This window comes from Vreelandella halophytica (assembly GCF_968193635.1).
Window position 1 is genome coordinate 1,453,944 of sequence record NZ_OZ309107.1, and the last position, 13,491, is coordinate 1,467,434.

The following is a 13,491-nucleotide window of genomic DNA, read 5'->3' on the forward strand; positions in this document are numbered from 1 at the left end:
GCTTGAAGCGTAATTCGGGTGAAGGGTATGTGGATCTGTGAAACAAATAGGCTGGTAATACGGACATTGTCCTTAAGCGATACAGAGGAGCTGACCAAAATTTTGAGCGATCCTGCCGTCATGGAATACTCGATTCGTGGCGTTTGCGATGAGGTCATGACGCGCCGCTTTATCGAGTGGTGTCTAGAAAGTTACGAGATGCACGGAATCGGGCCTTGGGCGTTAATTGAAAAGGATACGAATAGGCTGATCGGCTTTTGCGGCGTTGGCCCGGAAGAGGTCAATGGTGTCGAGGAAATTAGCCTTGGGTATCGGCTCGCTACGCAGTATTGGAATAGAGGCTTTGCATCCGAGGCTGCCAAAGCAGTGTTAGCTTACGCCTTTGAAATGAAGTCGCTCCCCTCGGTAGTAACGCTGATCGAACCCGAACATGGGGCATCGCAAAAGGTCGCCTTTAAGGTAGGTTTTACGCATTACGAGCTGCATGAATTTCACGGACGTGAAGTGAGAATGTACCGGCAGACGTTGGCGCAGTGGTATCCAAGCAGGGCTGCCAGCAGTTGAATGGTTAAAACGGCATCCAGGTAGGAAGTATGTTTATGAGAACTTTAGATGGCGTTTTTTATCCAGTGAATGCCGGAAGCACGCAAATGCTGGACAAGCATTAAGATTAATTACGATAAAGATAGGTGTTAGGTATTTCTTAAAGATCCGAACCGCTCTTCGAGGAAGTCTGCATGGCACAATATTTCGCCGATACCGGCGTTGGCGAACGCTACGATCAATACCGCCCGAAAGTTCATTCTGCGCTCTTCGACATCATGAAGCGGCATTTGCCCGTCGAGAACTTTAGTCGAGTCGTGGACGTTGCGTGCGGTACGGGCGACTCCACTTTGGCTTTGCTGGATATTGGTAAAGACGTCTTGGGGATCGACTCTTCTGAGGAGATGCTGGCCATAGCGAAGCGCCGTGGCCTGACCGTGAGGAAAGCGGATTACACCGAGCTACCCCAACATGGCCGTTTCGATCTCATCTCGACGTGTATGGCATTTCACTGGTTCGATGGTCCCCGGGCCTTGGATGCCTATAAAGCTGCCTCTAACCTTGGGGCCGTGTGGATTATCTATAATTTTGCCTTCGCGGGCCACTCCACGTCCGCTCGGTTCAACGAATGGTTCCAGGGGGAGTATTTGAAGCGCTACCCCTCACCGCCGCGGGTTCGATACGAGGACATGAAGCTGGCAGACGACCAACAACTTTCCCTGCTGGCGAGTGAGAATGGCTGGCTGCCGATCTCATTTACGCTCGAATCACTGATCGGTTATCTCACTACGCAATCGAATATCGAAGAGGCCGTACGACGGGGCAGGGCGTTGGATTCAATAGTGGCTGAATTACGCGAAGGCCTTTCTAATATCGATCTTAGCGGCGTATTTCAATACGCTTACTCTTACGAAATACTGCAGTACGAGGCTCGATGATAAAAAACACTTCGTAGCGTTGCTGAGTATCAAGCCCCCCGAGGTGAAACGTGCACTATCTGGAAGTAGGCGCTGGTGAAATGCCTATCGAGCTATTGCTTGAAGCGGACCCCTCCGAGCAGGTTATTGCCTCCTACCTGCGCGAAGCCTGGTGTTTTGCCGCGAAGCGTGATGGAAAGGTTCTGGGCGCGTGTGTTGCTAAACCGATCGGTGCCGGCATTGCCGAGATATTCAATATCGCGATCTATCCGCCATTTCAGCAGCAAGGTGTGGGTTCTGGCCTGCTGCGCTACGTGCTGGACGCGTTAAAAAGCAAAAAGATGCAGCGGGTGGAGTTAAGCACAGGCACCTTTGGGTACCAACTTACCTATTATCAGCGCCAGGGGTTTCGCGTGGACAGGGTAATGAAAAACCATTTTCTGCAACATTACTCGGAGCCTATTTTCGAGAAGGGCATACAGCACCGGGATGCGCTGCGGCTTTATTTGACGCTCGATTGAAGGCATTCCTGACGTCGTAAACCTGATCTTTTAAGGTTTGAGGGGACTTTTAAATGCCCAATACCGTGCCGGTGCCACTGAATAGGGCCCGCCATCAGGGGCAATTATCGTGTTACAAAAGGAGAGAGCGTTGTTGATTAGCGAGTCCATCGAGTTAAGGCTGCTTGGCATGGAACACCGGGATGAGGTGTTCGAGCTGGTCGATCAAAACCGGGCGCATTTGCGCGCGTGGCTGCCCTGGATCGATGCCAATCAGTCGCCAGCGAACACCGAAGCTTTTTTAACGTCGGTTATCAAGCAGTACGAGGCGGGCAAGGGCCCGCAGTACGGCGTTTTTTATAATGGGTCGGCCTGCGGCGTATGCGGCTTTCATCCCTTCGATACGACGAACCGCCGGGCGGGTATCGGATACTGGATGAGCGAGAGCTATACAGGCAAGGGCATCATGACCCTGGCCGTCAAAGCACTGGTCGAGGCTGGTTTTTGCGAACACGGCTTGAACCGCATCGAAATTGCCTGCGCGACGGAAAACGTCAAAAGCCGGGCCATTGCCGAGCGGCTGGCGTTCACGTTCGAGGGCGTCCTGCGCGAGCGTGAGTATCTCTACGGCCACTATGTCGACCACGCCATTTATTCAATGCTGGCCCGCGAGTTCGCTACTAACGATAAGCGTTAACCCGACTGGACGTCATGAAAAGGAAGTGTCTGTGAAGGTTACCTGCCACTGTGGAAATGTCGAAATCACCGCCGCTCACTTTCCGGAAGAGATCGGCCAGTGTAACTGTTCGATTTGCCGCCGGTATGCGGCGCTCTGGGCTTACTATTCACCCAACCTGGTCACGATAAACTGTCGCCATTCAAAGACGGTGTTCTATAGCTGGGGGGATAAAGAAGCCGAATTTCATTGGTGTACGACGTGCGGTTGTACTACTCATTACCAAACCACGGAGCGGTGTGATGAACCCACCGTCGCCATCAATATGCGCCTCGCCGATGAGGCCAGCGTTGCTGAAATACCGGTCAGGAACATCAACGGCGCCGCGTCCTGAACGACTGTGCTACGGCGTATGCGACCTACTGGCGACCGCCCATCAATGCCCAAATGCCTCCACCGCGAAGTCGATGAAGCTGCGCAGTTTGGGCGAGCGGTAGTGGTCCTGATGATAGAGAAGATGCATCGGGCGCTGGGGCAGCGAGTAATCTGCCAACAAAGGGATTAGCCGCCCGGCGCGGATATCCTCGCTGATCTGCACGTTGGGCAGCATCGCAATGCCGATGCCCGCCAGCGCGGCCTGGCGCAGCCCCTCGGCGTGATTTACTTCGATACGGCTTAAAAACTCCACGGTGACTTCTTCTTCAGGGCCGTGGAACTGCCACTTTTTTTCGGCCCACTGCCACTCGGTGCCCGGCGGGTAGGCAAACGCCAGGCAGTCGTGGTGGGCCAGCTCACATGGCGTTTGCGGTGCGCCCCGGCGTTGCAGGTACGTGGGTGAGGCGCAAAGGGTAAGGCCGTACTTCATCAGCGGGCGGGCGACCAGGGTGTCGGAGGTCTCCAGCGTGCCCAGGCGAAACGCTGCGTCGAAGCGCTCTTCGACCAGGTCGATCACCCGGTCGGTAAGCGCCACATCCAGCTTGATCTCCGGGTAGCGCGCCATAAAGGGGGCTAGCCTTGGCATCAAACACTCTGCGCCGAAGGTGGGCGGCGCGGTGATCTTGAGTGTTCCTTTGGGTATGGCCTGGCTGGCTTCGGCCTGGCGTTCGGAATCCGCGACCAGCGCGAGGATGTCCACGCAGCGCTGATAGTAAACCGCGCCAAACTCGGTGAGGCTCTGACGCCGGGTGGTGCGCCGCAGCAGGCTAACGCCCAAGCGCTTTTCGAGCGCGCGCAGGTGGTTGCCGACCATGGTCGTGGACAAGCCGCAACGATCACCCGCCGCGGTCATGCTGCCGCTCTCTACCACGGCCACGAAGACCTCCATCGAGTGGTAAAGATCCATTATCAAGCCTCGCTTTATAGTGCTTCCAATCTGGCTGTGTTTTTCCAGCCCTGCTTCTGGATGATACTGCGTCAATGCCGCTAACCGCCAGGAGTGATCATGGAACAGCCCCCGTTATCGAATCGCCCGCAAACCCCACAGCGCGAGGATTATGCGCGTTACATGACGCCCAACTACGCCCCCCAAGAGGTCATGCTTACCCACGGGCAGGGCAGCCGCCTGTGGGACCAGGCGGGGCGAGAGTACATCGATTTTGCCGGCGGCGTGGCCGTGAGCGGCCTGGGGCACTGCCACCCGGCACTGGTTGCGGCGCTACAAGCCCAGGCGCGCCGGGTCTGGCATCTCTCTAACGTTTACACCAATGAGCCGGCGCTGGCGCTGGCCCGCGCGCTTACCCAGCGCACCTTCGCCGATAAGGTCTTTTTCTGCTCCTCCGGTAATGAAGCCAACGAAGCGGCGCTGAAGCTTGCCAGGCGCTACGCCTACGACCACTTCGGCCCCCAAAAGAACACGATCATCGCCTTCAAGCAGGCCTTTCACGGCCGCTCGCTATTTACCGTAACGGCAGGTGGTCAACCCGCGTATACCGAAGGCTTTGGCCCGCTACCGCAAGGCGTGGTACACGGCGAATTCAACGATCTGGAAAGCGTACGCGCGCTGATCGACGATGCCACCTGCGCGGTGATAATCGAACCGGTACAGGGGGAGAGCGGCGTCGTTCCCGCCTGGCAGGATTTTCTCGAAGGCTTGCGCGCACTATGCAATCAGCACCAGGCGCTACTGATCTTCGATGAGGTGCAAACGGGCATGGGGCGCACGGGCTCGCTTTACGCTTACATGCACCACCACGTGGTGCCGGATATTCTTACCAGTGCCAAGGCATTGGGGGGCGGCTTTCCCATTGCCGCCATGCTGACCACAAGCTCTATTGCGGCGTCCTTCGCGGTGGGCACCCACGGCTCGACCTATGGCGGCAACCCGCTTGCCTGCGCCGTGGCCATGGCGGCACTGGAGACGATCGACACGCCAGAGGTTTTGAGCGGCGTCGAAGCGCGCCATCAACTCATGATCGAGCAACTCGAGGCGATCAACCAACAGTACCCCGTATTCAAGGAGATTCGCGGTGAAGGGCTGCTGATTGGCGCCGAGTTGAGTGAGGTGTATCAGGGCCGCGCGGAGTCGCTCATGCCACTACTGATAAGAGAGGGGCTGATCGCCCAGATGGCCGGGGCCATGGTGCTGCGGTTGACGCCATCGCTCATCATCCCCGAAGCGGATATCCAGGAGGGAATGCGGCGGTTGAAGCGCGCGATCAGCATACTGGCACGTCTTTCTGCCACATAGACCGCCGGCCAAGAGAAAGAGGGCAATGGAGGAGCTGTCACGGTGCTTTCATGGCGCAATCACGTGGCCCATTGGCGACAATCCGGCGCTCGTCTTCGACGAGGCATAAGCGGAAAAGCCTCGACCCTTTGGTTGGCGCGCGCCTTGCCTGAGGAGTATTCAAGGCGTCATAGTCCGGTACGATGCTGCGAGATTTGCCGATCAATGCGCGGCACTTTAATGACGCGCCAAAGGGAAAATCATGAGCCTGGAAATAACAATAATCGTATTGCTGGCGGCCTTCTTCAACGCCAGTTGGAACGCCATCGTCAAGGTCAGCGGCGACCGAATCGCCGTCATGGCGGTCATCACGCTGCTGGGAAGTTTAATATCGCTGTTGGCGCCGCCGTTCGTGGCGCTGCCAGACTCCGCCAGTTGGCCGCTTCTGGCCACTGCTATCTTGCTGCATACCGCGTATCACTTCAGTTTGCCCTTGGCGTATCAGTATGGCGATTTCGGGCAGGTTTACCCCATTGCCCGCGGTTCGGCCCCGCTGCTGGTCACATTAGGCGCCGCCATTTTTGCCGCGGAGGTGCTTAGTTTCATTCCCTTGTTGGGGGTCGTCTGTTTGGCGGTGGGGGTCATTGCGCTGGCTTTCGAGAAAGCCACTGGCATTACGCAAAACCCGCGCGCAATATTCTTGGCGCTGGGAACGGGGGCGTTCATTGCCTCCTACACGCTAGTGGGCGGGCTGGGCGCGCGGCAGGCCGGCTCAATAATGGGGTTTGCCGTTTGCCTTACCATCGGTAACGGCGTGCTGACCTTTTTGATTGCTTCCCTCTGGAAACTCAACGCCATCAAACGGGTAGTGCGGGAGAACCTGCTGCCCGCCACCGTGGGCGGCGGCCTGCAGGTGGGGGCGTATTGGATCGTTATCTGGGCCATGGCTTACGCCCCGCTGGGAATGGTCTCGGCCTTGCGTGAGACCAGCGTGTTGTTCGCCGCGCTGATCTCGACCTTTATTTTGAAGGAGGGCTTTGGTGTCTGGCGGTTCGTGTCGTCCTCGTTGATTACGCTTGGCGTGGTGTTGACCCGCTACAAGCCCTGAGCGCCTGGTGGGCGTCACACACTGGCAAGCTGCCTTTGTTAAACTACTCGTCCGCTTGGGTTTACCGGACATCATACTCATGAACACGACAACGCAAGGCCCGGATGGAAAGCGTCGCTGCGGGTGGTGCGCTACGGCGCCGGAGTTCGATGCCTATCACGACCACGAGTGGGGCTTTCCGGTCGCGGGTGACCAGCGCCTGTTCGAGAAAATAAGCCTCGAGGCGTTTCAGGCCGGGCTTAGCTGGCGCACCATTTTGGTCAAGCGCGAGAATTTTCGCGCCGCCTTTGCCGGGTTCGATTTTTACCAGGTGGCGGCTTTCGATGAGGGCGATGTCGAGCACCTGCTCGAGGACGCCGGCATCGTTCGCCATCGCGGCAAGATCGAGGCGGTGATCAACAATGCCCGGCGCGCCAGCGAGTTGGTCGAAGAGGAAGGGTCGCTGGCGGCGTACTTCTGGCGCTTCGAGCCTCGGGAGGAGGACGTGGCCGCGCCGCAAAGCGTCTCCTCCTCACCGACGTCCATCGCACTCTCGAAAGATCTGAAGAAACGCGGCTGGAAGTTCGTCGGCCCTACCACGGTGTTCGCTTTCATGCAGGCCATGGGCCTGATTAACGATCACGCAGAAGCGTGCTTTCTGCGCCCGCGCATCAATGAGGCGCGCCGGGCGTTTACCCGGCCTGCCTGATGCGTTACGACCCCGTTATTCGCTGGCGTAGTAGCGCTAATGCCGGAGCTTCAGCATCAGAATGCACTGCAGCTTTTCCAAGTTCTTGACCAACTTAACGGTTTCGTAAAGAGAACAGCTTGCTTTGAAAAACTCTGTACCAAAGAGCATTTTAGTAAGCACAAGAGCCAATAACAATGCTCAAAAACTGTATAGAAGCGCGCTGGGCGCTGAAGGGGTGGCGACCATTTCGAATCTTTATTCGGCTGATGAAGTTTTGATGGTGGCTCGAGATATAGACTGACTACGAATGAATAAAGCTATATCAAGGATCGTTTGAGTCGAATATATAAGGAACAGAACAATGATCACGGGTCTAAACCATATCACTCTGGCTGTCAGCGACCTCGAGCGCTCGCTCCACTTTTATACCCATGTGCTGGGGCTCACCGGTCACGTGAAGTGGGACAATGGCGCTTACCTTTCGGCAGGGGATCTATGGCTGTGTCTTTCTTGCGATACCCCTTGTGCGAAAGAGGACTACACCCATATCGCGTTCGATATCGAAAAGGCCGATTTCGAGGCCTTTTACACCCGGCTCGAAGCGCTGAATGTACGTCAATGGAAAGAGAACACCAGCGAAGGAGCGTCTATCTATATACTGGACCCGGACGGACACAAACTGGAAATTCACGCGGGTGGTTTGGCAAGCCGGTTGGCATCACTTAATTCGAAACCTTACAGCGGGCTCGTTTGGCTTTAAACTGGCCGCGTAAAGGTGTAGCGTCACGCGCAAACACGCCGGCGGCAGGTTCCGATTTTTATTCAAGAGACGTTTTGACGTAATGATTAACACCAAAATCTACAAGGCCGTGTATGAGCTGGCCGAGAAGCTGATGAAAGCGGCGCACAAGGACGACCGCGAAAGCTTCGATGTGCTGTACGCCGAGCTCGAAGCCATCTGTATCGATAACGAATACACCGAGAAAGACCACCCGGAGCAATGGGAAACGCTGGCCGACTTTAGCGAAGAGCTGGACGAAGCGCTGGTGCTGTACCAAAAAGCGCTGGATAAAGCCGTCGCTATACCCTCCCAGGACCATATCGCTTCGATCGGTTTCTCGATGGCAACGCTTCAGGTAGAGCGGGACGACATCGACGACGCCATTAAAAGCCTGCGCCAGGCTAAAGCTGGCGCAGCCAACATTCAAGATGATGAACTGAAAGCAGAGATCGACGCGCTGCTGACCTCGCTCACTACTCGTTAGGACCCCCACGTTGACCAATAACGATATTTTACGCCGCATCCGTTACACCTTCGATTTGAAAGACACCGCCATCGTGGCCATTTTCAAGCTGGCCGATGTGGACGTTGCTTTAGAGCAGGTAACGGCCTGGTTGAAAAAGGACGACGACGAGGCCTTTGAGACGATGAAGGACAAGGATCTGGCGGCGTTTTTGAACGGCTTTATCAGCTACAAGCGCGGCAAGCGTGAAGGTCCGGCGCCCACGCCGGAAGCCAAGCTCAATAACAACAAGGTATTCCAGAAGCTGCGTATCGCCTTGAACATGCAGGCCGACGATATTATCGCGGTGTTCGAGCGCGAGGACCTGCCGTTAAGCCACCATGAGCTGAGCGCGTTTTTCCGTAAGCCCGGCCACAAGAATTACCGTGAGTGTAAGGATCAAATGCTGCGTAATTTTCTGATGGGCCTGCAGAACCAGTACCGCCCGGCCCAGGAAAACGGCGCTGCGAAGGCGTGAACCCATCGCAGCGCCGCGTTTAAACGAAGCGTTTTAAATTAAAAAGGCCCCTTGGGGGCCTTTTTGCTACGCGGGGCGCGGTTTAGAATTCGAAACCGAAGTTGGTGAGAAACGCCGTATTCCAGCCGTTGTCGACCGGCGAGCCGAAGTAATCCAACCCGTTTTTGTTGCTCACGATATCGAACCAGGCAAAGAAGGGGCCGGCGGTCATTTGTACCCCCAAGTCGTTGACCATGGGGTTTTGTTGATCGCCGAAGCCGCCATTGATGGCGCTGTAGTCGCCGGAGGGGTCGATGACGCTGAAGTCGTTGAAGAAGAACAGGTTATCGACCGGGCCCCAATCCACTTCCAGGTTGTAGCCCACGCTTGCCGAGTAGATCTCACCCTTGGCGGGGATTAGGTAGTTGAAGTTGAAGGCGCCGATTTGCAGGGCGTTATCGGAAATACCCGATTCACTTTCCGCCGGGTTCTTGGCGTTGTACTCGTAGGTCGTGGCCTGAGCGAGCGTGCGCCAGTTGCCATAGCTTCCGTCTACGCCCAGGGCGGCGGACCAGTTATCGCCGCTGCGCTCGGTGTTGCGGTTATAAAGCTGGCCGCCCTTGGCGGACACGTTCACTTGTGTAGCGTAGTCGGTGTCGTAACCAAAGGTGTAGCCTACTCGCGCGGCGACTTGGTTCTCTTCGCTGTTACCCTGCGCGCTGTCGCCCACGGCGTTGGCGCCGTAGTGCTCGTTGTCGTTACTCAAGCTGTCGCTTTTGAAAAAGGCCAGCGACGTATCCCAGGCCCCAGCAGAGCGGTCCCACTTGATACCGGCGTTCTGGTTATCGTTGAAACCCGCCAGGTACCCCAGGTTGCCATAGTAGCCCAGGTAGCCGTAATCCATGTTGCCGAAGGGCGTTTGCACCAGACCCAGCTGAATGGAATCTTCCTCGGTGGGGTTATAGCCGACCCAGCCGTGCTGCAGAAAGTGGTAGTCGTCGTAGAAGCGGTAGGCCAGGGAATAATCGATATTGCCGGTTTCGCCTTCTACGGTGAAAACGAGCTTGCCGAAGTCGAGATCGCCAACGGTATCCTTGCTCTGGTCGTCCCAGTCGTTCGCGCTGCCGCTGAACTCTACCAGTCCGCCGAATTCGACCTGCTGCATCTCTTCGAGTGTGCTTTGGTTTTCCTGGGCCAGTTCCTGTCCGTCCCGGGAGGAGGAGCCTTCGGCGCCCGTGTCACCGGATGAGCTTTGCTCCGTATAGCCCTGGCTTGAAGAGCCACGATTCGATGAGCCCTGGTTCGCGTTCTGACTCGTATAGTCCTGGTTGGAATCGCCTTGGGAGGTCGTGCCTGACTGAGCGGTGCTGGAGGCGGCGGTACCTTGCTGGCTTTCCAACCGTTCGAGGCGCTGCTGCATCTGGTTGAGCTGTGAGCGCAGCTCTTCGATGGTTTGCTGGTCACTGGTTTGCGCTGCCGCGCTCGAGATCATGGCTGCGGAAACGCTAAGCCCAAGTGCCAGCTTGTTGAACTGGCATACGCGTAGGTATGACATGAAGTTTTCCTTGCTAGTGTCGTTTTATATGCCTTTTTAATTATTAAAAGCCGGCTGGGTTAAATACCGACCCGAAAAGAGATCGGTATGGAAGGCAGGGTGAGACGCGTGCCCAGCCATTACCCTAGTACAATCGCGCACTAAAGCAACTGCCTACCGGTAAGCCTCGGGCCGACAGGGGCTATAACCGGCACAACCGGGTATTGAGGGGTGGCGTTAAAGTCGGAGGGCGATTGACCGATATAACGTATGGATAGCAAAGCAAACGTTTTTCAACCACTGCGAGCCCTACATGCCCACCACGCTGCGTGCCCTAGTGGCCGCCCTCGTTTTTTCCGTACTTCCCGCCAGCGCCCACGCGGACGCCGCTGAAACAGCGGTGATGGCTTGGCTTCAAAGTATCGATAACGGTGAATTCGAAAAAGCCTGGGACAGCGCCTCACCGCTTTTACAGCGCCCGCTTTCGCCCAGCATGCTCGAGCGTACCATCGAGCTTGCCCGCCAGGACGTAGGCGAGATGAAGTCCCGCCGCCGCCTGCGCGTGATCAGCGAGACCTCGATGCCCGGCGCCCCGCGGGGGGACTACAAGATCTTTACCTTCCAGACCAACTTCGCCAACCGGCTGCTCACCGAAACCGTTACCCCGCATTTCGAAGACGGCGCCTGGCGCGTCAGCGGCTATTACGTTCAATAGAGATCAGGTTCAATAGAGACCAGGTTCAATAAATACCAGGTTCAATAGAAACCGGATCAATAGCGGCAGCGATCAGGCTTTATCGCGCCGTTTAGGCCGTCTGGTATCGTCGGTCAGGCTTTGATACAGACGAATATCGCGTTGCCCGAGGTGGTGTTCCAGGGCGTAATGGCCGCGTAGTCGTGCTCGAAAACCTGCACGGTGAAGTAGGGTGTCAGCAGCGCCGTGAGTTCGGCGAAACTGACGGCGACCATGGCGTGTTCATCGTCCCAGCGCTCAACGCCGCTTCCCCGACTTTTTTCGATACTCAGCTTGAGTGATTGCTTTTCGCCACTGCCCGAGTAGTGCCAGCCCGAACGAAACGCAAACTCGTCATCCCCCTTGCGCACCTTATGTCTGACCAGAAGCGCATTGTCGATCTTTTCCCTGTCCACGGCGTTGAAACAAAACATGCCGCCGCTTTCAAGCGCGCGGTAGGCGCTTTGGATACACGCCTTGAGCCGCGCGATACCGTCGCTGTAGTGAACCGAGTAGAGAAAGCAGGTGATTAGGTCCTGGGGTTCGCTAACGCTGAAATCCCCCATGTCCTGGCAGCTGAACTGCGCCTCGGGGCAGCGGGCGGCGGCCAGTGCCAGCATGGGTGGGTTGATATCCAGGCCGCTGCTTGCAAAGCCTGCATCCAGAAAGTGGCGCACGTGCGGGCCGGTGCCGCAGGCCAGGTCCAGATGCCGGCGACCACCGTTACCCAGCACATGATGAAGGCGCTGCACGCCGCGGCTCTGCCCCGGGTAGTCGATGTCCTCGCACATCAAATCGTAATAGTGAGAAAGGTCGGTATAAAGTGCGTTGACGGACATGGCAGGGCGGCGCTCGTAAGGGGGTGGCGCATGGTAAACGAGCGCTCTGAATTTTAGAAGCGATGCCGTGGCTCCTTTAAAAGGCCACGGGCAGTTTACAAAGAGGCCGTCATGTCAGGAACGAACTGCATACTAATGGCCACCCGGTTCCAGCTATTCATTGCAAGAATGACGGCGGTCAGCTCCATAAGATCGCGCTCACCAAACGCATCCAGCGCTTGCTGATAGGTGGGGTCATCCACCCGCTGTTGATTGACCAGCGTCAAAGCATCAGCCCATGCCAGAGCGGCGCGCTCCTGGACATTGAAGCAGGGCGCTTCACGCCAGCCAGGCAGAACGTCGAGACGCCTTTGATGCTCGCCACTCTCGCGTGCTTGTTCGGCATGCTTATGTTGGCAAAAACAGCACTGGTTTAGCTGGGAAACGCGTAGCTCGACTAGGTGCACGATCATGGGTGTCACTGCACTATTCGAGCTTGTATTGGCCAGTGCGGCCAGGTGTTTGGGGATACGCGGATTGAGCGTGTAAACCGCTTGCTGGGAGAGGCGTGTCTTCATGGTGCAGGCCCGTGTCGTTTAAGAAAGGCCTTAATTTAAAGCGGCGGGCCGGCTACGCCTTGTAACTTTGCGACAATTTGCGCTGGCGGTATACGCTTGGGGTTTCCAGGGCGAATTTTTTGAAGGCGTGGGTAAAATGGGCCTGATCATGGAAGCCACAGCCAAGCGCTATATCGGCCAGTGGCCTTTTGGTTTCGATTAATGCGTGACGCGCGCGGTGAAGGCGGGCGAAGTTAACCAACTGGCTGGGAGAAGCCCCCACTTCGCGTTTGAGTTTGCGCTCCAGCGTGCGCCGGGTGAAGCCCAAGTAGGCACCTAACTGGTCAGGCAAAAGCTTTGACGTACTGAGCGTATCGACGAGCAGAGGCAGGCGACTTTGTATGTTCGACGCGCCATTCAAAAGCCCCAATAACCAGCTTTCCAGCAGGTTCATACCTGCTGGGCTATCTAGTGGGTAAAGCGAATCGATGATGGGCATTAGGCTCGCCAACCACGCCGGTTGAGTGGCGCTTTCAAGCCGATGATAAAAATCGACATGGGCGTCAGCAGCCAATCCCATCAGGCAGTGCATACCTGCGGGTTTGAAGCGCACTCCCATACGCGCAGTGGACGCGTCCAGCGTTTCCACCAGGGTGTGTTTGTTGAAACAGAGCGTAATATCGGGTTGGGCCTTATCAAGGTGAATGGTAAGGCTTGCCCCACCATCGGGATAAAGTTTCTCGATACGGGAAGCTCCCGCGTCGCCCCCGCCCAGCGACCACAAACACTGCACCCAGCGTCTTAGCCGGTAATGGGGTGGGCGCTGCTGAAAATTTAGCGGCAACGCGCTGTCTGGCAGAATAATCGCATCCATATCCTCTACCTGCATCAGAACAACCGATTGCCTCTTACGCTTTATCAAACCTCGCGTACGTCAAAAACGTAACGCCCCAGGACGAATCCCGCAATTTATCGGTGTCATTTTGTGTGTCGGCTATGCTTAGCCGGGTGAGTCATGCAAGCCACAACG

General features: G+C 56.6%; 17 protein-coding genes. 12 read left to right on the forward strand and 5 right to left on the reverse strand.

Annotated elements, in window-relative coordinates; genetic code table 11:
• Positions 1 to 27: 27 nt before the first annotated feature.
• The 5 genes from ACWHXT_RS06865 to ACWHXT_RS06885 all read left to right on the forward strand — a co-directional run bounded on the left by ACWHXT_RS06865 (position 28) and on the right by ACWHXT_RS06885 (position 3,030).
• On the forward strand, positions 28 to 564 hold the full coding sequence (locus ACWHXT_RS06865; protein WP_447957725.1) for a GNAT family N-acetyltransferase: 537 nt from the start codon (positions 28 to 30) through the stop codon (positions 562 to 564).
• A gap of 173 nt (positions 565 to 737) precedes the next feature.
• On the forward strand, positions 738 to 1,481 hold the full coding sequence (locus ACWHXT_RS06870; protein ID WP_447957726.1) for a class I SAM-dependent methyltransferase: 744 nt from the start codon (positions 738 to 740) through the stop codon (positions 1,479 to 1,481).
• A 50-nt stretch (positions 1,482 to 1,531) separates the two neighbouring features.
• Positions 1,532 to 1,981: a GNAT family N-acetyltransferase gene (locus ACWHXT_RS06875; protein WP_447957727.1), complete on the forward strand. Its 450-nt coding sequence runs from the start codon at positions 1,532 to 1,534 to the stop codon at positions 1,979 to 1,981.
• 130 nt (positions 1,982 to 2,111) lie between these two features.
• Complete coding sequence (locus tag ACWHXT_RS06880) at positions 2,112 to 2,657, forward strand: GNAT family N-acetyltransferase (protein ID WP_447957728.1); 546 nt, start codon at positions 2,112 to 2,114, stop codon at positions 2,655 to 2,657.
• Positions 2,658 to 2,688: 31 nt separating this feature from the next.
• A complete protein-coding gene (locus tag ACWHXT_RS06885; RefSeq protein WP_447957729.1) occupies positions 2,689 to 3,030 on the forward strand; it encodes a GFA family protein in 342 nt (113 codons plus the stop codon).
• A 42-nt stretch (positions 3,031 to 3,072) separates the two neighbouring features.
• Here the strand turns inward: ACWHXT_RS06885 and ACWHXT_RS06890 are convergent, their stop codons facing one another.
• Positions 3,073 to 3,978, reverse strand: coding sequence for a LysR family transcriptional regulator (locus ACWHXT_RS06890; RefSeq protein WP_447957730.1), 906 nt, complete (start codon positions 3,976 to 3,978; stop codon positions 3,073 to 3,075).
• A 99-nt stretch (positions 3,979 to 4,077) separates the two neighbouring features.
• Here ACWHXT_RS06890 and ACWHXT_RS06895 point away from each other — a divergent pair, with 99 nt between their 5' ends.
• The 6 genes from ACWHXT_RS06895 (at position 4,078) to ACWHXT_RS06920 (ending at position 8,840) form a co-directional block, all read left to right on the forward strand.
• Positions 4,078 to 5,322, forward strand: a complete 1,245-nt coding sequence (locus ACWHXT_RS06895) for an acetylornithine/succinyldiaminopimelate transaminase (RefSeq protein WP_447957731.1) — start codon at positions 4,078 to 4,080, stop codon at positions 5,320 to 5,322.
• A gap of 241 nt (positions 5,323 to 5,563) precedes the next feature.
• Positions 5,564 to 6,409: an EamA family transporter gene (locus ACWHXT_RS06900; protein WP_447957732.1), complete on the forward strand. Its 846-nt coding sequence runs from the start codon at positions 5,564 to 5,566 to the stop codon at positions 6,407 to 6,409.
• Between the two features lie 79 nt (positions 6,410 to 6,488).
• Positions 6,489 to 7,097, forward strand: coding sequence for a DNA-3-methyladenine glycosylase I (locus tag ACWHXT_RS06905; RefSeq protein WP_447928752.1), 609 nt, complete (start codon positions 6,489 to 6,491; stop codon positions 7,095 to 7,097).
• Positions 7,098 to 7,440: 343 nt separating this feature from the next.
• Positions 7,441 to 7,839 carry a fosfomycin resistance glutathione transferase gene (fos, locus tag ACWHXT_RS06910; RefSeq protein WP_447957733.1) on the forward strand — a complete coding sequence of 133 codons (399 nt, stop codon included), beginning with the start codon at positions 7,441 to 7,443 and terminating at the stop codon, positions 7,837 to 7,839.
• An 82-nt stretch (positions 7,840 to 7,921) separates the two neighbouring features.
• A complete protein-coding gene (locus ACWHXT_RS06915) occupies positions 7,922 to 8,344 on the forward strand; it encodes a tetratricopeptide repeat protein (RefSeq protein ID WP_447895761.1) in 423 nt (140 codons plus the stop codon).
• A gap of 10 nt (positions 8,345 to 8,354) precedes the next feature.
• Complete coding sequence (locus tag ACWHXT_RS06920; protein WP_447957734.1) at positions 8,355 to 8,840, forward strand: DUF1456 family protein; 486 nt, start codon at positions 8,355 to 8,357, stop codon at positions 8,838 to 8,840.
• Positions 8,841 to 8,922: 82 nt separating this feature from the next.
• Here ACWHXT_RS06920 and ACWHXT_RS06925 read toward each other — a convergent pair whose 3' ends face one another.
• Positions 8,923 to 10,374: a hypothetical protein gene (locus ACWHXT_RS06925; protein WP_447957735.1), complete on the reverse strand. Its 1,452-nt coding sequence runs from the start codon at positions 10,372 to 10,374 to the stop codon at positions 8,923 to 8,925.
• 292 nt (positions 10,375 to 10,666) lie between these two features.
• Here ACWHXT_RS06925 and ACWHXT_RS06930 point away from each other — a divergent pair, with 292 nt between their 5' ends.
• Positions 10,667 to 11,068, forward strand: a complete 402-nt coding sequence (locus tag ACWHXT_RS06930; protein WP_447957736.1) for a DUF4019 domain-containing protein — start codon at positions 10,667 to 10,669, stop codon at positions 11,066 to 11,068.
• Between the two features lie 113 nt (positions 11,069 to 11,181).
• Here ACWHXT_RS06930 and ACWHXT_RS06935 read toward each other — a convergent pair whose 3' ends face one another.
• From ACWHXT_RS06935 to ACWHXT_RS06945, 3 genes are all read right to left on the reverse strand, one after another.
• Positions 11,182 to 11,925 carry a class I SAM-dependent DNA methyltransferase gene (locus ACWHXT_RS06935; protein WP_447957737.1) on the reverse strand — a complete coding sequence of 248 codons (744 nt, stop codon included), beginning with the start codon at positions 11,923 to 11,925 and terminating at the stop codon, positions 11,182 to 11,184.
• 95 nt (positions 11,926 to 12,020) lie between these two features.
• Positions 12,021 to 12,482 carry a carboxymuconolactone decarboxylase family protein gene (locus tag ACWHXT_RS06940; protein WP_447957738.1) on the reverse strand — a complete coding sequence of 154 codons (462 nt, stop codon included), beginning with the start codon at positions 12,480 to 12,482 and terminating at the stop codon, positions 12,021 to 12,023.
• Positions 12,483 to 12,534: 52 nt separating this feature from the next.
• A complete protein-coding gene (locus tag ACWHXT_RS06945; protein WP_447957739.1) occupies positions 12,535 to 13,350 on the reverse strand; it encodes a helix-turn-helix domain-containing protein in 816 nt (271 codons plus the stop codon).
• Positions 13,351 to 13,491 lie beyond the last annotated feature (141 nt).